This is a genomic window from Flavobacterium sp., assembly GCF_047602195.1.
Classification (GTDB): Bacteria; Bacteroidota; Bacteroidia; order Flavobacteriales; family Flavobacteriaceae; genus Flavobacterium.
The window spans coordinates 1781600-1801995 of record NZ_JASGHW010000004.1 but is presented as its reverse complement, the minus strand read 5'-3'; the positions used below and the strand labels follow the sequence as shown (position 1 = coordinate 1801995).

At 47.7% G+C, this 20396-nt stretch carries 14 protein-coding genes and 1 pseudogene; 12 read left to right on the top strand and 3 right to left on the bottom strand.

The features are described 5' to 3' along the window. Positions 1-9: 9 nt before the first annotated feature. The gene (locus tag QM717_RS14180) at positions 10-1797 is read left to right on the top strand and encodes a gliding motility-associated C-terminal domain-containing protein (protein ID WP_415038351.1); all 1788 of its coding nucleotides are present in this window, start codon (positions 10-12) and stop codon (positions 1795-1797) included. Here QM717_RS14180 and QM717_RS14175 read toward each other — a convergent pair whose 3' ends face one another. After that, positions 1798-2397 (bottom strand): trimeric intracellular cation channel family protein, encoded by a 600-nt coding sequence (locus tag QM717_RS14175; RefSeq protein ID WP_415038350.1) that lies wholly within the window; start codon positions 2395-2397, stop codon positions 1798-1800. It abuts the gene before it with no gap. Between the two features lie 117 nt (positions 2398-2514). On the opposite strand from QM717_RS14175, the pseudogene QM717_RS14170 reads away from it, so the two are divergent. From QM717_RS14170 to QM717_RS14145, 6 genes and pseudogenes are all read left to right on the top strand, one after another. Continuing rightward, a pseudogene (locus QM717_RS14170) lies at positions 2515-3307 on the top strand (TrmH family RNA methyltransferase). Positions 3308-3369: 62 nt separating this feature from the next. After that, a complete protein-coding gene (locus tag QM717_RS14165) occupies positions 3370-4905 on the top strand; it encodes a serine hydrolase (protein ID WP_415038348.1) in 1536 nt (511 codons plus the stop codon). A gap of 170 nt (positions 4906-5075) precedes the next feature. Continuing rightward, complete coding sequence (locus QM717_RS14160; RefSeq protein WP_415038346.1) at positions 5076-7295, top strand: RelA/SpoT family protein; 2220 nt, start codon at positions 5076-5078, stop codon at positions 7293-7295. A gap of 75 nt (positions 7296-7370) precedes the next feature. Next, positions 7371-7841, top strand: coding sequence for a YdeI/OmpD-associated family protein (locus QM717_RS14155; protein WP_415038344.1), 471 nt, complete (start codon positions 7371-7373; stop codon positions 7839-7841). Between the two features lie 112 nt (positions 7842-7953). Continuing rightward, the gene (locus tag QM717_RS14150; RefSeq protein WP_091140252.1) at positions 7954-8415 is read left to right on the top strand and encodes a Fur family transcriptional regulator; all 462 of its coding nucleotides are present in this window, start codon (positions 7954-7956) and stop codon (positions 8413-8415) included. A gap of 273 nt (positions 8416-8688) precedes the next feature. Continuing rightward, entirely contained in the window at positions 8689-9960 is a 1272-nt protein-coding gene (locus tag QM717_RS14145) for an adenylosuccinate synthase (RefSeq protein ID WP_415038342.1), read from the top strand. 49 nt (positions 9961-10009) lie between these two features. Here QM717_RS14145 and QM717_RS14140 read toward each other — a convergent pair whose 3' ends face one another. After that, positions 10010-11806 carry an alpha-amylase family protein gene (locus QM717_RS14140; RefSeq protein ID WP_415040137.1) on the bottom strand — a complete coding sequence of 599 codons (1797 nt, stop codon included), beginning with the start codon at positions 11804-11806 and terminating at the stop codon, positions 10010-10012. A gap of 328 nt (positions 11807-12134) precedes the next feature. On the opposite strand from QM717_RS14140, the gene QM717_RS14135 reads away from it, so the two are divergent. From QM717_RS14135 to QM717_RS14120, 4 genes are all read left to right on the top strand, one after another. Beyond that, complete coding sequence (locus QM717_RS14135) at positions 12135-13742, top strand: OstA-like protein (protein WP_415040135.1); 1608 nt, start codon at positions 12135-12137, stop codon at positions 13740-13742. A 217-nt stretch (positions 13743-13959) separates the two neighbouring features. Continuing rightward, a complete protein-coding gene (locus tag QM717_RS14130) occupies positions 13960-15165 on the top strand; it encodes an aspartate aminotransferase family protein (protein WP_415038340.1) in 1206 nt (401 codons plus the stop codon). Positions 15166-15307: 142 nt separating this feature from the next. After that, positions 15308-16705: a tetratricopeptide repeat protein gene (locus tag QM717_RS14125; protein ID WP_415038338.1), complete on the top strand. Its 1398-nt coding sequence runs from the start codon at positions 15308-15310 to the stop codon at positions 16703-16705. Positions 16706-16771: 66 nt separating this feature from the next. After that, positions 16772-17518, top strand: a complete 747-nt coding sequence (locus QM717_RS14120; RefSeq protein ID WP_415038336.1) for a shikimate dehydrogenase family protein — start codon at positions 16772-16774, stop codon at positions 17516-17518. A gap of 30 nt (positions 17519-17548) precedes the next feature. Here QM717_RS14120 and QM717_RS14115 read toward each other — a convergent pair whose 3' ends face one another. Beyond that, positions 17549-17959 (bottom strand): hypothetical protein, encoded by a 411-nt coding sequence (locus QM717_RS14115; protein WP_415038334.1) that lies wholly within the window; start codon positions 17957-17959, stop codon positions 17549-17551. Positions 17960-18172: 213 nt separating this feature from the next. Between QM717_RS14115 and QM717_RS14110 the strand changes: the two genes are divergently transcribed. Beyond that, positions 18173-20389, top strand: coding sequence for a DUF349 domain-containing protein (locus tag QM717_RS14110; protein ID WP_415038332.1), 2217 nt, complete (start codon positions 18173-18175; stop codon positions 20387-20389). Positions 20390-20396: the final 7 nt, after the last annotated feature.

Below are 20396 nucleotides of genomic sequence, written 5' to 3'. Positions count from 1 at the left end.
ACCAAACAAATGGTCCGTACATTTTACATTTTGCTGGGCGTCCTTTTGATGATCGCCCCATCCGGTTTTTCCCAAGACGTGTCCTTGTACCATCAATTCTACGGAAAATACGATTTTACTTTTGTGGGCAACACCTTGAATCCGGCTCCCAATGGCGGATGCCCATCGTCGATTCTCACGGCTTCATCGGCCAGCTTAAATCTGCCTGCGGGCAATACGATCGAAAGCGCCTATCTGTATTGGGCCGGCAGCGGAACGGGCGATTTCAATGTCAAGCTCAACGGACAAACGATCAATGCCTCGCGCACATTCGGCGTGATCCAGACCTTTTCGGGCATGCCTCATTTTAGTGCTTTTGCCGATGTGACGGCTTTGGTACAGGCCACCGGGAATGGGGTTTATAATTTTTCGGATCTCGATCTCACGGCCATTATTCCCAATTATTGCTCATTTGGCGGCAATTTTGGCGGCTGGGTCATCGTGGTCGTATATGGCAACGACAGCCTCCCGATCAACCAACTCAATGTATACGACGGGCTGCAAGGCATGCCCGACTTCATCAACATCACGCTCGACAACCTCAATGTGGTCGATCCGCAGGGCGCGCAAATCGGCATGGTGGCCTGGGAAGGCGACGATTACAACCTGGTCAACGAAACGCTGCGCATCAACGGGAACATCCTGAGCAACCTGCCGCTCAATCCCGCGAACAATGCATTCAACGGCACCAATAGTTTTACGGGTTCCTCGACGCTGTACAACATGGACCTCGATTTTTACAACATCGAGAATTATGTACACGCCGGGGATACTTCGGCAGAAGTGCAGCTCACTTCGGGTTTTGATTTTGTCATGGTCAGTACGGTGGTGACCAAGATCAACAGCCAATTGCCCGACGCGGTTATCGCTGCGGTGCAATCGCCGGTCAGTTGCGATGCGCGCCAGATTGGCCTGGATTATACGGTTTCGAATATCGGCACCAATCCTTTGCCTGCGGGCACGCTCGTGACCATCAATGCCGGAAATGTTCCGCTGCTGACCACGCAAACCACTGCCGAAATTTTGCCCGGGGCAAGCGAATCCCATACGGTTTCAATCGACATCCCCAACAGTATTCCCGACGATTTCGAACTGTTTTTCGCGGTTGACCAAAACGCTGCGGGACAGGGTACGGTAACCGAATTGGACGAAAACAACAATACTTTCTCGATCGCGATCACTTTGCTTTCCACGCCCAAGTTCAACCTGCTGCCCGGAATAACCGGTTGCCATACCGGACGCGAGGGCACTACTTTCGATTTTTCGGATTATGAACAATTGGCCAAACAGGATCCCGATGATGTGGTGCATTTTTTCACTTCGCAACAGGATGCGGAAAACAACACCAATCCCATCGAAAACAGCGCGGCCTATACCACCGCCGAAAGCCCTCAAATCATCTATGTGCGCCTGGAAAATCCGAATTGTTATGCGCTGACCTCATTTGCGTTGATTTCCAAACGATGTCCGCCAACGGTGCACAATTTTATCTCGGCCAATGAAGACGGCAAGAATGACGATTTTTTTATCGAAGGATTGCGCGATATTTTCACCCATTTCGAACTTTCGATTTACAACCGCTGGGGCCGATTGGTGTGGAGCGGCAACAACAACATGCCAAATTGGGATGGCCGAAACAACGAAGGCCCAGAAATATTGGATGGGTTGGCTTCGGATGGCACTTATTTCTACATACTCGAACTCAACGATCCCGAGTACCCGAAACCCTTGCACGGCTACCTGTATTACAAACAGTAATTATTTTTCGAGCGGTGCCAACGACCAGCGGAATTTGACCGCAATGAGCCGGATAACGATAATGACCACCGAAGTGATGACGTACAAAAGGTCGTCCTGCAGTTTCAATTCCTTGAGCATAAAGAACACACCGCCGCCAAAGATGCAGATCGTCGCATAGATCTGTCTGCGGAAAATCACCGGGATTTCGTTGCACAAAATATCGCGGATGACCCCGCCGAAACAGGCCGTCATGGTTCCGAGGGCGATGCAGATCACGGGATGCAAACCGGTGTTGATTCCTTTTTCCAATCCGATGAGCGTAAAAACGCCCAACCCGATCGTATCAAATAAAAAGAGTGATGTCCGCAATTTATCGAGTCGCTTGCGGAACAGGATTGCCAATAAAAATCCGCCGCAAATCACATACACATAATTGAGGTCGCGCATCCAGCCCACCGGTGTCCTGCCGATCAACGTATCGCGCAGGGTTCCGCCGCCAACGGCCGTGACAAAAGCAATGATAAACACACCGAAAGGGTCAAGTTTCTTGTTCATCGCAGTCAGCGCGCCCGACATCGCAAAGGCCATTGTACCGATAATATCCAGCAGGTAAAACATCCGATTGGAACTAATTCCTTGCAAAATTACCAAAAAACCCACAGTATAATGGCTTTAGCGTAAAAACATTGCCTTTTTATTCCTAATATTGCAGACTCATTTTTTAAACCGCCACCATTGAAGCAGATTACGAGCGTACAAAATCCTTTCATCAAATCGCTGGTGCAATTGCAGGAAAAAGCAAAATCCCGCAAACAAACCGGCACTTTCCTGATTGAAGGCCAACGTGAGATTGCGCTCGCGATCAAAGGCGGTTATGAAATCGAGACGCTCCTCTTCTATCCGGAACTCATTTCCGAAACCCAAATCTCCCAACTCATCCCACAACGCATTCCGATTGTCGAAATCAACCGCGAAGTTTTTGAAAAACTGGCGTACCGCGACACGACCGAAGGCGTCCTTGCTGTGGCCAAAAGCAAATCCCTGGAATTATCCGATTTGCAGTTGTCGCAAAACCCGTTGATTTTGGTAGCCGAAGCGCCTGAAAAACCAGGCAATATCGGTGCCCTGTTGCGCACTGCCGATGCCGCCAAGCTCGACGCGGTGATCATCGCCAACCCGAAAGGTGATCTGTACAACCCGAACATCGTCCGCTCGAGTGTGGGCTGTTTGTTCACCAACCAGATCGCTACGGGAACGACGACAGAAATCATCGATTTCCTTCAAAAAAGAAACATCGATTTTTATTGCGCGACGTTACAAAATTCGACGAATTACGACACACAGGATTATTCCAAACCAACGGCTTTGGTCGTCGGAACCGAGGCCACGGGCTTGACACAGCAATGGCGCGATGCGGCGACGCAAAACATCATCATCCCAATGCAAGGCGAAATCGATTCGATGAACGTTTCGGTGGCTGCCGCCATTTTGATCTTTCGAAGCCAAAAGGCAACGCGGGTTCAAATAAGATTACCAGATTAGATTTCCCTGTAGACATGAGGGTTTACAGGAATAACTAAAACAGAACAAATGAAAAAGACAATGTTCCTGCTTTTGCTGGCTTCCGGCATCAGCTCAGCTCAGATTACGACGCCCCAAGTCGATGAATTGGTCGAAAGAACACTGAAAACATTTGATGTCCCGGGAATTGCCGTGGCCATTGTCAAAGATGGCAAGGTGGTGCATTCCAAAGGATACGGCGTACGATCGATTGCAACCCAACAGAAAGTGGACGAGAATACTTTGTTTGGGATTGCCTCCAACAGCAAGGCGTTTACTTCCGCCGCGCTCGCGATGCTTGTCGATGAAGGCAAGCTGCAATGGGACGACAAGGTCATCAAGTACATTCCCGAATTCAAGATGTACAATGCCTATGTGACCAACGAATTCACCGTACGCGATTTGCTTACGCACCGCAGCGGACTTGGGCTTGGTGCGGGCGATTTGATGATCTGGCCCGACCGCAACAACTTCACCACCGATGACATCATCCACAATTTGCAGTTCCTCAAACCGGTCTCGGCTTTCCGGACCAAATACGATTACGACAACCTGCTGTACATTGTGGCCGGCGAAGTCGTGCACCGCGTCAGTGGCATGAGTTGGTGCGATTTCATCGAAAACCGCATCATGAAACCATTGCAGATGGACCACAGCGCAGGGACTTTTACCCGGCTCAAGGACACGACCAATGTGATTGCGCCGCACGTCCCTACCGACGGCAAGTTAAAAGCCATTTCGCGCTACAAAGGCAGCACATTCGATGCCGCCGCCGGGATCTATTCGAGCGTGAAAGATCTGTCGAAATGGGTCATTACCCAACTCAATCGAGGCAAATACGACAACGGCAAAGTGCTGTTTTCCGAAAAACAAAACAAAGAAATGTGGGCTTCGAATACGCTGATGCCCAATACGCCGATTCCGCCTTATAAATCCAATTTCAAGACCTATGGATTGGGTTGGCAACTCACCGACATCAATGGCTACAAACAGATCTCGCATACGGGCGGTCTCGATGGGATCGTGACGCAGGTGCTGATGATTCCGGAAATCGGGCTCGGGATTATCGTGCTCACGAACCAGCAATCGGGTGCGGCTTTCACATCGATCTCGAATACGATCAAGGACAGCTACCTTGGGCTTCCGGCTTTCGACCATATCGCCAAATTGAGCCAGCAACGCCAGCAAAAAGAAGACGATGCCGATAAAATCACTGAAGAAGTCTGGATGACCGTGGCCAAAAACACCAAGGACAAAATCAAACCCGACCTCAAAAAACTGACCGGAACGTTCAAGGACAACTGGTTTGGCGAAATCACCTTATCGGAAAAGAAAGGCAAATTTTACTTTGCCTCCAAACGCTCGCCGCAGCTTGTGGGAGAGGTTTTCTTTTACAAAGACAAGACTTTTGCCGTCAAATGGGACAACCGCAGCTTTTTGGCCGATGCCTTCCTGACGTTTTCCCCCGATGACAGCAACATCAAAATGAACCCGATTTCGCCTTTGACCGATTTCAGTTATGATTTTCAGGATTTGGATTTCTACCGTGTAGAGAAAGTCCAATAGTTTTTCCTTTATTTCGATATTCGTTGTTCATTATTCGTTATTCGACATTCAAAAAAACTCAATGGCGAATATCGAATACCGAACACTGAATTTTGAATCTTCACCGGCGCGAAATCACTTGCACAACTCAAATCTTATCACTATTTTTAGGCGTTGAAGTAATTTGAGCTATGGTTGAGATTGATATTGAAAAAGAGAACAAGGCGATTGCGCAGGAATACAAAGAATTGCTCCGCATCAGTTACCAGACCTTATCGGCCGAGGACAAGAAAATGATCCGCAAAGCCTTTGATGTCGCAGTCGATGCGCACCAAGACCAACGCCGCAAATCCGGGGAAGCCTATATCTTCCATCCGATTGCCGTGGCCAAAATCGTTGCCTCCGAAATTGGGCTCGGTGCCACCGGAATCGCCGCCGCGCTGCTGCACGACGTGGTAGAAGACACCGAAGTCACTGTTGAGGACATCGAGAAGATGTTCAACAAGAAAGTCGCCCAACTCGTCGAAGGACTCACGAAAATTGCCCAAGTTCAAAAGGACTTGAATGTTTCGATGCAGGCCGAGAATTTCCGCAAGATGTTGCTCACGCTCAACGACGACGTACGCGTGATTCTGATCAAGCTCGCCGACCGTTTGCACAACATGCAGACGATGGATTCGATGGCCGAGCACAAACAAATCAAGATCGCTTCGGAAACGCTTTACATCTACGCGCCACTCGCGCACCGCCTTGGTTTGTACAACATCAAGACCAAGCTCGAGGATTTGGGTTTGAAATACACCGAACCACAAGTCTACAACGAAATCGTCAGCAAGATCAAGGAAACCAAGGAAGAACAGGACGCCTACATCAAGGACATTTCGGATGTGCTGCAACAATCGCTCGACGCCGAAGGCATCGACTACACGATCAAAGGCCGTCCGAAATCGATCTATTCGATCCGTCGTAAAATGCTCGCGCAGGGTGTTTCGTTCGACGAAGTTTACGATAAGTTTGCGCTCCGAATTGTTTACAAATCCAATCCGCACGACGAGAAATTCATCGCGTGGAAAATCTATTCGATCGTCACCGACCATTACCGTCCGAGCCCGAGCCGTTTGCGCGACTGGATTTCATCGCCCAAATCGAGCGGTTACGAAGCCTTGCACATCACGGTCATGGGGCCCAAAGGCCGATGGGTCGAAATCCAGGTGCGTTCGGAACGCATGGATGAAATCGCAGAGAAAGGCTACGCCGCGCACTACAAATACAAACAGGGTGCGACCGAGGAAAGCGGGCTTGACGTTTGGCTCAATCTGCTCAAAGAAGCGCTCGAAAACTCGGAAACGAATGCCGTTGATTTTGTCGAGGACTTCAAAATGAATTTGTATTCGAAGGAAATCTTCGTCTTTACCCCGAAAGGAGAAATCAAATCGTTGCCTAAAGGCGCAACTTCGCTCGATTTTGCGTTCAGCATCCACTCCGAAATTGGCGTCAAGACCAGAGGCACAAGGGTCAACGGCCGATTGGTCCCGCTCAACACCGAACTCAAAAGTGGCGACCAGATCGAAGTCATCACTTCGCAGAACCAAAAACCTACCATCAACTGGCTCGATTATGTGACGACCTCGCGCGCCAAGAACAAAATCAGGAATGTCCTGAACGAAAATACCAAGAAAATTGCCGAGGAAGGCAAGGAATTGCTTACGCGAAAACTCAAGCACCTCAAGGTAACCTTGAACGAACAGGTGGTCAATGAAATGGTCAATTTCTTCCGCCTCAAGACGAGCCTGGATTTGTTTTACCGCGTCGGGATCGGCGCGATCGACAACCAGCAACTCAAGGATTATGCTTCGCAGAAAAGCAACACGCTCATGAATTTCTTCAAGAGCAAAATCACGCGCAAGCACCACACCGCCGACGAGGACATCCACAAGCAAGTACTTTCGGCCAATTACGACATGCTCGTTTTTGGACCCGAACACGACAAGCTCGACTACAAACTGTCGACCTGCTGCAACCCAATCCCGGGTGACGAAGTGTTTGGTTTTGTGACGATCAATGAAGGCATCAAAGTCCACAAAAAGGATTGCCCGAATGCCATTTCGCTCCAATCGAATTATGCCTACCGCATCATCCAAGCCAAATGGATCGATTCGTCCCAGCAGGAATTCAAGGCAATTTTGAACATCACCGGAATGGATTCCCTCGGTTTGACCAATGAACTCACCAAAGTGATCTCGAACAACATGCACGTGAACATTCAGAGCATTTCCCTGAGCGGTGAGGCCGGAATTTTCAACGGACAGGTTGCGGTCATCGTTCAGAACAATACGATTTTGAAAAAACTCATCGACAACATCAAGAAGATTGATGGAATCGATAAAGTGACCCGTGTTTACAAGAATTAGAAAATGAGAAAATGTGCCAATTAGAAAATTGGCTTAATTGACTAATTTTCTAATTGCCTAATTTTCTAATTTACAATGGAACAACCTTTCTTCGACGACCATTGCCTCCTCCAAAAATCTGCCGGTAAAGGCGGCTGGACCTTCATCACGATGCCGATTATGCCGGATTTGCCCAAAAAGAAAAACAGCACCGTACGTGTACGTGGCTTTATCGACAGTTACGAACTCAAGGATGTCCACATCTGGGCGATGAAAAAAGGGACGTTTCTCGCGGTCAAGGCCGAAATCCGCAAAGCGATCAAAAAGGAAGAAGGTGACACGGTCAAACTCATTTTGTTTCTGGACGAACCGCAAATGGTGATTCCCGAGGATTTTCTGGTCTGCCTGCGCGAAGAACCCAAAATCCACAAGCTTTTCGAAAGCTATTCTGCGGCCCAAAAAAAGGAAATCACCGACTGGATTTTCTCAGCCAAGACCGAAGATGACAAAATCACGCGCATCGCACAGACGATGGAAAAACTCGAAACCGAAGTCGGTGTGCGCTAATCCCAAAGCTTTATGGACAAAGCCCAAATTCCTGTTAATTACTTCTTCAAAACTTTAATTCTTTGCAACTTTGCCGCTTTGAAACTCTTCAACTTATTACTACCTTTGTCCCATGACACTCATCTCAGTAGATAACAGCAAAAATCAGGAAATCGTCAAGAACGTCTTCACGATGTACCTCGAAAACAAAGGCCATCGCAAAACGCCTGAACGCTACGCGATACTTCAGGAAATTTACGACAGCGAGGAGCATTTTGACATAGAAAACCTCTATCTCAAGATGAAAAACAAGAACTACCGCGTGAGCCGCGCGACCTTGTACAATACGATCGAACTGTTGCTCGATTGTGCACTTGTGCGCAAACACCAGTTCGGCCAAAACCAGGCGCATTACGAAAAATCCTATTTCGACAAACAGCACGACCACATCATCATGACCGATTCGGGCGAGGTGATCGAGTTCTGCGACCCGCGCATCCAGTCGATCAAAAAGACGATCGAGGAGATTTTCGACATCGAGATCCACAACCATTCGCTGTACCTTTACGGACAGAAGAAAAAATCAGAAAACTAGACTAATTATGAATAATTGGGCGTTGCGTCGGCTGGAAAATGTAGAGAAACCTCACGTTTGGTCAAGCCGCCGCCGGGCTATCCGTTGCAATCTTTTACGGCCTCCGCTGCGCTGTGGCCGCGAAAAGGATTTCCACTGCCATCCCTAACGCGAACCCAACTTCAACATTCGACATTCGTTAATCATCATTCGTTAATGAATTATTTAAAAAAATGTCGAATGTCGATTAACGAATATTGAATAACGAAGTTTTAACTACATAACTACACACAAATGACAGTAGATTTACTGCTAGGATTACAATGGGGCGACGAAGGCAAAGGCAAAATCGTCGACGTACTGACCTCAAAATACGACATCATTGCCCGTTTCCAGGGCGGCCCAAATGCGGGACACACTTTAGAATTTGACGGCATCAAGCACGTTTTGAGAACCATTCCTTCGGGGATTTTCCACGCCAATTCGATCAACATCATCGGCAACGGTGTCGTGATCGACCCGGTGGTTTTCAAGAGCGAAATCGATGGATTGGCCAAATTCAACCTCGACATCAAAAACAAACTCATCATTTCGCGCAAGGCACACTTGATTTTGCCGACGCACCGTTTGCTCGATGCGGCTTCTGAAGCGGCCAAAGGCAAAGCGAAAATCGGTTCGACGCTCAAAGGCATCGGCCCGACCTATATGGACAAAACGGGCAGAAACGGACTGCGCGTAGGCGACATCGAACTCGACGATTTCAAGGAAAGATACCGCCACCTGGCCGACAAGCACGAAGCGATGATTGCGTTCTACGACGTGGCAATCCAATACAATCTGCCCGAACTTGAAAAGGAATTCTTCGAAGCGGTTGAAGATCTCAAAAAACTGACGTTCATCGACAGCGAGGAATATTTGCACAACGCCCAGGCAGCAGGCAAATCAATCCTTTGCGAAGGCGCGCAAGGCTCGTTGCTCGACGTGGATTTCGGAACGTATCCATTCGTGACTTCATCGAACACCACGGCGGCAGGTGCTTGTACCGGACTCGGCATCGCACCGAATAAAATCAAGGAAGTTTACGGAATTTTCAAAGCCTACACGACGCGTGTCGGCAGCGGCCCGTTCCCAACCGAAGATTTCGGAGAAGCTGGCGACATCATGGCCAAGATCGGTAACGAATTCGGTTCGGTTACGGGAAGAAAAAGACGTTGCGGCTGGCTCGACCTCGTCGCTTTGAAATACGCGATCCGCATCAACGGCGTGACCCAATTGATGATGATGAAAGGCGATGTACTGTCGGGATTTGATACCCTCAAAGTGTGCACGGCCTACAATTACCAAGGCCAGGAAATCGACCATTTGCCGTACAACATCGAACCCGAGAATGTGACGCCAATTTACACCGAATGCAAAGGCTGGAAAGCCGATTTGACCGGCATGTCTTCCTACGATGAATTGCCCAAAGAATTGAAAGATTACATCGCTTTTATCGAGGCAGCAGTCGAAGTCCCGATCAAGATTGTATCGGTCGGCCCCGATCGAAAGCAAACGATTATGAAATAAATAAAAAACGCCCCGAGTAATCAGGGCGTTTTTTTATCCATATTTCTAATCAATCCATTACCTGAAAAATATAAGATTCCGAAGGATTGACCACGATCAGCGAAGAACCTTCTCCATTGGCCACCGTGAGCAATACGTTGTATTGATTGTTCAATTGTTCGCGCATCACATAATTGCCGTCTTTCAAATTCCATTTCGCAATAAGATCGGCCGGAATTTTAAGTCTGAAAGTGCTCGTGGTGACCCACGAAAAATTATTGACCACGACCAATTTCTGTTTGTCCGACCAACGCGCATAGGAATAAATCCCTTCGCTGTATCCATCGGTCTTGTCGCGGTTGGCTTGTTGCAAATCCTGGAATTTACCCATCATCGCCGAACTGTGGAGCGTAAAATTGAGCAGGCTTTTGTAGAACGACCGCAAATCTTTTTCGGACTGCGTGAGTTGGCCGCCATCGAATTTGCCGCCGTTCATCCAGCGCTGGTGGTTCGGTACGCCAACATAATCGAAAATCGAAGTACGCGAACGCTTGCCGAACCCGCCATCGATGTTGCCCGCCTCGCCTACTTCCTGTCCGAAATACACCATCGTGGGCGACGTGCCGATGGTTGCCGAAACGACCATCAGCGGTTTTCCTTTTTCGGGCGTCCCTGCAAATTCCGGGCTTGCCAAACGTTGCTCGTCGTGGTTGTCGAGGAAATGCAGCATGTGGTGCTCGATATCGGCCAGTCCGTTTTGGATGTCCGAAATCGGGTCGGGCAAACTTTTGCCTTGGATCACTTCCTTGAGTTTGTCGTAGGTTTCGACCTTGTCGTACAGGTAATCCATTTTCCCGAGATGGATGTAATTGCGGTATTCCTTCGGATTGTAGACCTCGGCAAGCAAAAACGCATTCGGATTTTTCATCTTGATCGCCGAATTCATATAACTCCAGAATTCGTACGGCACCATTTCGGCCATGTCATAACGGAAACCGTCGACGCCTTTAGCAGTCCAATACAAGGCAATGTCGCGGAACTTTTTCCAGGAATTCGGCACGTCCTTGTCCTGCCAGAAATCGAAATGTTCCTTGACGGATTTTTCGCCAAAACCTTCGGGCAGCAACGGAAAATCCTTGGTTCCGTCGGGCCTTACCCCATAATTGATCTTGACCGTTTCGTACCAGTCGTCGATTTCGGGCTTGGCTTTGCGCGATCCGTTGCCGGTCCATTTGGCTGGATTTTCGGGAAATTTTCCATCGGCGAGCAGGTTTTTCGCACCACCCAACGGCTTGTACGTGTCCGAGGTCGGCACCTGGAACGCTTGTCCCGGAATGTAATAGAAATTGTTGTCGCGTTTGTATTCGACCGAAGTGTCATCGTCTGCACCAAAATCCCGAACGCCGGGCGGATTGGTTTTGCCCACATATTTGCGCGCAATGTGGTTCGGCACGATGTCGATGATGACCTTGAGTCCGGCTTTGTGCGTTCGCGCAATCAACGCTTCAAATTCTTCCAATCTCTTTGCCGGATTGACCGCCAAATCGGGATTGACATTGTAATAATCTTTCACGGCATAGGGCGAACCTGCGCGGCCTTTGACCACATCGGGATCGTCATTGGAAATACCGAATTTGGTATAATCGTTGACCAAGGCATGGTGCGGAACGCCCGTGTACCAAATGTGCGTGACGCCCAAATCCTTGATTTCCCTGAGCGCGACATCGGTGAAATCGTTGAACTTCCCGACACCGTTTTCGGCAATCGTACCCCAAGGCTTATTGGTCGTATTTTTATTTCCAAAAAGACGTGTAAAAACTTGGTACACGACGGCTTTTTTAGGCTGGTCAACAGGTTTAGCGCTCATGGCAGGTTGGGATTTATTTTGGGCACCGGCCGTAATCGAAAGCAGGATGGCCGCGCCACATAAGATTTTTTTCATGGGAAACTTTTTTTGGTCGTAAGCTTACAAATATAAAGATTTGCGAGGGAGATTCGGACGGCGTATAAATAATTCTTAATTCCGGCTTGGGACAGAGGGCTTTTTCATAAATTTGGCAAAAATTTCTCTGTTGAAAAGATTCTTCTTTTTTGTTCTGATGGCAATCCTCACACTGGGTTCAGCAGCCGCATGGGCGCAGGCTCCGAAAAAAGGAAAAACGGTTCCTAAGAAAACGGCCGCAGTTCCCCAAAGGATGACCACAGAATCACCCAAAAAAATCGTCATCGAGCATTCTGATTTTGGCGATGTGAACCAAGCCGAAATTCCTGACGCTTTATTACTATCCGGAAACGTGCGCATTAGCCACGACGGTGTCATCATGAACTGCAACAAGGCGTATTATTTCCAGAAGGAAAATTACATCAAGGCATTTGGCGATGTACGCATGGTGCAAGGCGACACCTTGTTCCTGAACGGAAAATATGCCGAATACAACGGCAACATGAAACAGGCTTTTGCGACCGGAAATGTCGTGATGCGCTCGCCCGACATGACCTTGGTGACCGACACGATCAACTTCGACCGCAACACGCAGGAAGCTTGGTACAATACGTATGGCACGATTACCAACAAAGAAAATGTCCTTAAAAGTAAATCCGGAAGGTATTATGTCGCGCAGAAGAAATTCCAGTTTTTGACTGCGGTGACGTTGACGAATCCGAAATACGTCTTGAAATCGAACCATTTGGATTATTTCAACAACTCGGGACACTCCTATTTATTTGGGCCATCGACGATTACGAGCGAGCAGAATTTCATTTACACCGAGAAAGGTTTTTACGACAGCAAGAAAAACGTCGGACACTTTTTGCGAAAATCGTACATCAAATACAAGGACCGATTAATCGAGGGCGACAGTTTGTATTACGACCGAAAGATTGAATTTGCCTCGGCGACGAACAATGTCAAAATTACCGACACGATCAACAAAGGCATCGTCAAAGGCCATTATGCCGAAGTGTTCAAGCAAAAAGATTCGATGTTTGTGACCAAACGCGCGGTCGCGATCAACTTGGTCGACAAGGATTCGGTTTACATTCATGGAAAGATTTTGATGATCACCGGAAAGCCCGAAAACCGCGTCATCCGGGCGTTCAAGAATGCGCGTTTTTACAAGACCGATCTGGCAGGCAAATGCGATTCGATCCATTCGAGCCAGAAAACCAACATCACGCAGCTCATCGGGCGACCCATTTTGTGGAATTTCGACAACCAGATGACGGGCGATGTGATGCACCTGATCGGCAACGACCAGACCGAAAAACTCGATTCGCTCAAGGTATTGAACAATGCGTTCATCATTTCGAAAGACACGCTCGGCACAGGTTACAACCAAGTCAAGGGCCTCAATTTATACGGCAAGTTCCGCGACAATAAATTGTATGAAGCCGACATCATCAAGAACACCGAGGTCATTTATTATATGTACAATGACAAAAACGAGCTGATCGGCATCAACAAGAATGTGAGCAGCAAGATCAACATGACGATGGACGGCAACAAAATTGACACCATGACATTTTTCACGAATGTGGACGGTGATATTTTCCCGGAAAAGGATTTGCCCGAAAATGCGCGGAAGCTACGTGGTTTTGTATGGCGCGGCGATGAGATCATCAGAAGCAAGGACGATATTTTCCCGCCAGAGGAAAACGAACTCAACGATAAGATCATCGAACAAAGCAAGGCGGAAATGGCCAAGGAAAATGTGCCGATGGAAATCCGGAAGGAGACTTTGGATTATGATAAGAACAATCCGCAACCGAAGCCCAAAGTCGATTCGGAGAAACCGACGCCTTAGTTTGCAGCGGTTGCGTTAGCGGTTGCAGCGGCATCCTTTTTTGAAGTCCCGAAGCATCGGGACGGAGAAAAAGATAGAGCGGAAAACGCGGCGATGGCTTCGACAGAAATTCTAATTCCGGCTAAACCTCCAGCCAGCGCAACGCCCACCCGAGGCTCAGCCGAACTGAGCGAAGCTAAAAATTGCTCATTATTAATTGTTAATTATTCATTATTAATTGAATTCCGATTTTTTAAAATACCAAGCCCAAACCTCACCTTACCCGTTAGGGATGGAAGTTTCGCATGCCGACGGTTCTTATATCTATGACACGAATGGCAAAGCGTACCTTGATTTTGTCGCCGGTGTTTCGGCCTGTACGCTCGGTCATCGTCCTGAACGGGTGAACAATGCCATTAAAGACCAACTCGACAAATATTCGCATGTGATGGTTTACGGTGAATATTCGCAAAGTCCGGCGGTGGAATTCTGCAAGTTGCTCGTTTCGCTGTTGCCAGAATCTTTGAACAAAGTTTATCTCGTCAATTCTGGAACGGAGGCCACCGAAGGCGCTTTGAAACTGGTTCGACGTGTGACTGGAAGAAGCCAATTGATTTCTTGCAAGAATGCCTATCACGGCAATACGATGGGTTCGATGAGCGTGATGGGGTTTGAAGAACGCAAGCAGGTGTTCCGTCCTTTGATTCCCGATGTGGATTTCATTACGTTTAACAGCGAAGCCGATTTGGAGAAAATCACGACCAAAACCGCCGGGATTATTTTAGAAAGTATTCAAGGCGGCGCGGGTTTTATCCAACCTCAAAACGGTTTTCTCAAAAAAGTAAAACAACGTTGCGAAGAAGTCGGCGCTTTGATGATCATCGATGAAATCCAGCCCGGATTCGGACGCACCGGAAAATTGATGGGTTTTGAAAACTACGAGGTCGTTCCAGACGTAATTATATTAGGCAAAGGCATGGGCGGCGGCATGCCGTGCGGTGCTTTTGTCGCCAAGGCCGAATACATGGATTTGCTGAGCCATGACCCAAAGCTCGGGCACATTACCACTTTTGGCGGACATCCTGTCATTGCGGCAGCCTGTCTGGCCACTTTGAAGGAAATTACTGAAACGGATTTGATTCCGCAGACAATCGAGAAGGAAAAACTGTTCCGTTCGCTTTTGGTACATCCTTTGTTGACCGAAATTCGCGGCAAGGGCTTGATGCTCGCCGCGATGACAGCAGATCCGGAAATCACCAACCGCGTGATTTTCAAATGTCAGGACAAGGGACTGATTTTATTCTGGCTGCTCTTTGAAGGTTGCGCAATTAGGATTACCCCGCCGCTGACGATTTCTGAAAACGAAATCCGCGAAGGCTGCCAAATAATCCTCGAAGCGATGGATGAAGTAATGAAAGAGAATCAAACAAATACCACAAAGTGACGTTTAATGTTAAACGACTGAATCCCAAAAACTACCGTAGGGATTTTGTTAATTAAATTGTTCACAAACTAATACCGATTGTCCTGGGACCAATAAAACCGTTAGCTACTTTTATTTCAGGATAATTTTAAAGATATACAGTATGCATTTAAGCGACGAAGAAGACAACTACAATTTATCCTTATCAAAATTCGAATCGATGCTGAAAACGAACAAAGTTTTCTTCTTTGATTCAGAGGAATTCGAAGAAATCATTCTTCATTACCTCGATATGGGTAAAGCATTTTTAGCCAAAAAAGCCTTAAAATTAGCACTCGAGCAACATCCCAAATCAACCGGTCTCAAACTGGTTCAGGTAGAAATGTTGGTCTATGATGACAAACTCGATCAAGCCGAAAAATTGCTCAACGAACTCTACGCACTCGAACCTACGAACGAAGAAATCTACATCCAGAAAGCCAACATTTATTCCAAACGCGACAACCACGAGAAAGCGGTTGAATTGCTCAACATCGCGTTGCAGCACACCGACGATTACGCCGATGTGTACAACCTGATCGGGATGGAATACCTGTTTATGGACAACCTGGAAATGGCAAAGGAAAGTTTCATCAAATGCCTCGAAGAAGACACCGACGATCAGGCCGCATTGTACAATGTGGTGTATTGTTTCGAATTCCTCGACCAGAACGAACAAGCCATTGCTTACCTGAACCAATACATTGACAAGAATCCGTACAGCGAAATCGCCTGGCACCAGAAAGGCCGTTTGCATTACGGACTCAAACAATACGAAGACGCCTTGCGCGCCTTCGATTATGCGACGCTCATCGACGAAGAATTTATGGGCGCCTTCATGGAAAAAGCCAAATCATTGGAGCGTTTGAAACGTTACGAGGAAGCGATCGAAGCCTACAACCGCACCATAGAACTTGACGATCCGACATCATATGCACTGTTGCGCATCGGGAAATGCCATGAGAAATTGGGCAACGATACACTGGCCTTGAAGTTCTACAACAAAACGGTACACGAAGATCCGTTGCTCGACAAGGGCTGGATTGCGATCACCGATTTTTACATGCGTCAGAAAAATTACCAGAAAGCGTTGTTTTATGTGAACAAGGCGCTCAATATCGACAACGAAAACCGTTTGTACTGGAAACGCTACGCCGCCATCAACAAGGAAATGCATTTTTTCGAGGAGGCCGAAATCGGGTACCGTAAGGCCGTGGAGTTGGGCGATTTCCAATTGGACACTTGGTTGTTCTGGGTCGACATCCTGCAATTTCTGGGAGAATTCGACAATGCCGTACAGACTTTGCTGCAAGCCTCCGAATATTTCCCGGACGAATATGAAGTCGAATATCGACTGGCCGGTTTGTATTACATCCTCGGCGAAAACGACAAAGGAAAGTTCCACCTGACCAACGGATTGCGCATGAACTTCGAAAACCACATCATTCTTGAGGAATTGTACCCAGCCGTTTGGGACAAAAAATCGATACAGAACATTATCGCAAAATACAGGAAAGATTAACTTACCTACAACAAATTGCTAATCGGCCGGTAACACCATACCGGCCGATTTTTTTATCTTAGCGGTATGGAAGAACAACACAAAGTATATGGCTTGATCGGGCGCAACATCGGGCATTCGTTTTCGAAGAAATACTTCACCGAGCGGTTTGAAAAAGACCAACTCGATGACCATTCTTATCAAAATTTTGACATCGAAAGCATCGAACAGTTCCCAGAAATCATCAAGGACAATCCCAATCTGGCCGGGCTTAACGTGACGATCCCCTACAAAGAAGCCGTCATTCCGTATCTGAACAAACTCTCGAAAAAAGCCGCAAAGATTGGGGCGGTCAACACGATCCGATTCACCAAGAACGGCAACCTCAAGGGCTACAACACCGATTGCTTCGGATTCGAAGAATCGCTTTATCCGCTGTTGCAAAAACACCACAAAAAAGCGTTGATCCTGGGAACCGGCGGGGCTTCGAAGGCCGTGGCATTTGCATTGGAACAACTCGGAATCATTTACACTTTCGTTTCGCGTGAAGCCAAAGCCAACACGATCGGTTACGACCGGATTAACACCACCACTTTCGACAATTACCAAATCATCATCAACTGCACGCCACTCGGCACGAGCCCGAATACCGATGAATGTCCGCCGTTGCCCTACGAATTCTTCACAACTGACCATATCGCTTATGATTTGATCTACAATCCCGAGGAAACCTTGTTCCTGCAAAAGGCGAAAGAGCAGGGCGCGGTCACCAAAAACGGTATGGAAATGTTGGTTTTACAAGCCGAGAAAGCTTGGAAAATCTGGCACAAATAAAAAACCACCAGTTTCCTGATGGTTTACAATTTACTGCTCTTGCGAATCGCGCATCCGCTTTTCTCTCCTATTCTTGTGGCGCTCTTTCTGGATGTCAAGATAGGTCTTGAACTGTTGCTCTGAAAGGATTTTTTTGACTTCCTCGTCCTTGCGGTCTTTGATTTCTTTTACCTTTTTGGCCTTTTCAGTGCGATCGCCCTCACCGTCTTTGATGCCTTTGATTTCCTGGTGAAACTTTTTGTTGATTTCCTTGAACGATTTTTCTTGTTCGGGACTCAAGGCCAGGCGCTTCTTGTTTTCTTCGAATTGGGCTTTTCGTTCTTCTTTCTGCGCCTCGGTCAATTGCGGTCTTTGCTTGGCTGGCTTGGCTTCTTGCGCTTGCATGTTTGCCATGAATGCCAAAAGCACTAAGGCTGTAAAAACTAATTTCAGATTTTTCATTTTTGTTGTTTTTAAATTTCGGGGCTAGGACAAATGCAACGATTTAAAGTTTAATCGGAATCCGGAAATTTATGTAAATCTTCACATTGCCCGCCGTCCAAAATCGAATCGAAATACCTTGAATCGCTTTAAATTAGCCGATTTGCTTTGAATTTTGGGATCGCTTTACTATCTTACGCCCTCAAATTTTATAAACCTTAAACATTTTAGCAAATGTTAGAAGAAAAGAATGATAACCTGTCCCATTCAAACGAGGCAGACGGAACACCAGAACAAACTACATCGCTGGCCGACACCAACGTTGGCGAACCAGCCGAACAAAGTACTGAAAATGCGGATGCTATGACCGCGGAGCATGACGAAGCCTTGTCCACAACAGACAATGAGCCCATCGTAGAAGCCGAAGCAATTTCGGATGCCACTGAAACTGAAGCAACACCACAAGAGGAAGTACCTGCGCAAAATCCAGAACCAGAAGCGGGCATCGAGGAACCAATTACCGAAGATGCCACACAAAATACAACCCCAGAATTGGAAGAACCGGCTGCCGAGGCGCCTGTGATTGAACTGTCTCCGGAAGAAGTCGCAGACGATTCGATGGTCGTGGAAGACAATTCGAACCTCGATGTCATGGAAACCATCGCCGAAGTCAACGCACAGGAAAGCGAAGACGAAACGTTGCGCCACGACATCCCGATGCAGGATTACGAGACTTTCTCGATGGACGATCTCGTCTCCGAACTCGACAAACTCGCTGCCAATGAAAAGGTCATGGCCGTCAAAGACCATGTTGAGGAAATCCGCAAATCATTCCTGGCCAAGTACCATCATTTTATTGACGAAAAACGCGACGAATGGCATGCCGAAAATCCAGATACGACTGAGGATTTCCATTACGAATTCCCGCTCAAGCGCCGATTTGACCAAATCTATTCGCAATACCGCGACCGAAAGAATGCGCATTTCAAGAACCTCCAGGGCAATCTTGAATCGAATTTGAAAGTACGCCTTGCGATTGTAGAAGAACTCAAAAACCTCATCAACCCACAGGAAAACATCAAGGACACGCTCAAGCATTTCAACGACATCCGCGAACGTTGGAAAAATGCGGGCCCGATCCCGAAAGACAAATACAACCACGTCTGGAACAACTACCATTTCCACGTCGAGAATTTTTACGATTATTTGCACCTTGACCGCGAGGCGCGCGACATCGACTTCAAGCACAACCTCGAGCAGAAACAGCGCATCATCGCCCGCGTTGAGGAATTGGTCGGTGAAGCCGATATCAACAAAGCCTTCCGCGAATTGCAGGATCTGCACAAAATCTGGAAGGAAGACATCGGGCCGGTTTCGCGCGAACACCGCGAGGAAATCTGGAACCGCTTCAGCGAATTGACCAAACAGATGCACGACAAACGCGAGCAATTGTTTGAGAAAATGCGCGCCGGCGAAACCGATAATCTCGAAAAGAAAAAAGACCTCATCGCCAAAATCGAAGTGTTGGCACAGGAAAAGGTCAATTCGCATGCCCTTTGGCTGCAACAGATTGAAAAAGTCGAAGCCCTGCGCAACGAGTTTTTCGCCACAGGAAAAGTCCCAGCCGAGGTCAACGAGGAAACCTGGACGTCTTTCAAGAACGCCGTTCGCAATTTCAACGCGCTCAAGAACTCATTCTACAAGGAAATCAAGAAAGACCAGAACGACAACCTGAGCCGCAAACAGGCTTTGGTCGCCAAGGCCAACGAACTCAAGGACAGTACCGATTTCGCTGCGACGACGCCGATCATGAAGCAAATCCAGGAAGAATGGAAAACGATCGGCCACGTGCCGAGGAAATTCTCCGATAAACTCTGGGGCGAATTCAAGGCGGCCTGCAACCATTATTTCGAAAAGCTCAAGGAATCGAAAACCGAAGAAAATGCCGAGGAAGTCGAAGCGTTTGATAAGAAGAAAGCCTATCTCGAAACGCTGCGCGAATTCCAGTTGACAGGCGAGCACAAAGCCGATCTCGATGCCATCAAGGCGCACATCGAAAACTGGAAGGGTTTTGGAAAGGTGCCGTTCCCGAGAAGACACATCGAAGGGAAGTTCAATAAAATCCTCGACGCTTTATTTGAAAAATTGAGCCTGAGCAAGAAGGAATCGGACATGATGCGTTTCAACAACCGTGTCAACCAATTGGCCGAAAGCGACGATACGCGCAAACTCGACAACGAGAAGATTTTCCTGATGCGCAAAATTGACGAAGTGCAGGGCGAGATTTTCCAATTGGAAAACAACATCCAGTTCTTCACGAGCAAGGACAAGAATCCGAAGAAAGAAAACCCGATGATCACCGAAGTCCGCAAGAGTATCGAGAAACACAAGGAAGAATTGACGGTACTCAAGGAAAAACTCAAGCAGCTTAGGAATATGACGCAGGAATAAAATCCTG

Excerpts from the sequence above, each read along its gene's own strand:
- QM717_RS14165 (WP_415038348.1), top strand. The coding sequence starts at position 3,370 with ATGAAAAAGACAATGTTCCTGCTTTTGCTGGCTTCCGGCATCAGCTCA.
- QM717_RS14175 (WP_415038350.1), bottom strand. The coding sequence starts at position 2,397 with ATGTTTTACCTGCTGGATATTATCGGTACAATGGCCTTTGCGATGTCG.
- QM717_RS14115 (WP_415038334.1), bottom strand. The coding sequence starts at position 17,959 with ATGAAAAATCTGAAATTAGTTTTTACAGCCTTAGTGCTTTTGGCATTC.
- QM717_RS14110 (WP_415038332.1), top strand. The coding sequence starts at position 18,173 with ATGTTAGAAGAAAAGAATGATAACCTGTCCCATTCAAACGAGGCAGAC.
- QM717_RS14135 (WP_415040135.1), top strand. The coding sequence starts at position 12,135 with ATGACCACAGAATCACCCAAAAAAATCGTCATCGAGCATTCTGATTTT.
- QM717_RS14155 (WP_415038344.1), top strand. The coding sequence starts at position 7,371 with ATGGAACAACCTTTCTTCGACGACCATTGCCTCCTCCAAAAATCTGCC.
- QM717_RS14180 (WP_415038351.1), top strand. The coding sequence starts at position 10 with ATGGTCCGTACATTTTACATTTTGCTGGGCGTCCTTTTGATGATCGCC.
- QM717_RS14125 (WP_415038338.1), top strand. The coding sequence starts at position 15,308 with ATGCATTTAAGCGACGAAGAAGACAACTACAATTTATCCTTATCAAAA.
- QM717_RS14160 (WP_415038346.1), top strand. The coding sequence starts at position 5,076 with ATGGTTGAGATTGATATTGAAAAAGAGAACAAGGCGATTGCGCAGGAA.
- QM717_RS14150 (WP_091140252.1), top strand. The coding sequence starts at position 7,954 with ATGACACTCATCTCAGTAGATAACAGCAAAAATCAGGAAATCGTCAAG.
- QM717_RS14120 (WP_415038336.1), top strand. The coding sequence starts at position 16,772 with ATGGAAGAACAACACAAAGTATATGGCTTGATCGGGCGCAACATCGGG.
- QM717_RS14145 (WP_415038342.1), top strand. The coding sequence starts at position 8,689 with ATGACAGTAGATTTACTGCTAGGATTACAATGGGGCGACGAAGGCAAA.
- QM717_RS14140 (WP_415040137.1), bottom strand. The coding sequence starts at position 11,806 with ATGAGCGCTAAACCTGTTGACCAGCCTAAAAAAGCCGTCGTGTACCAA.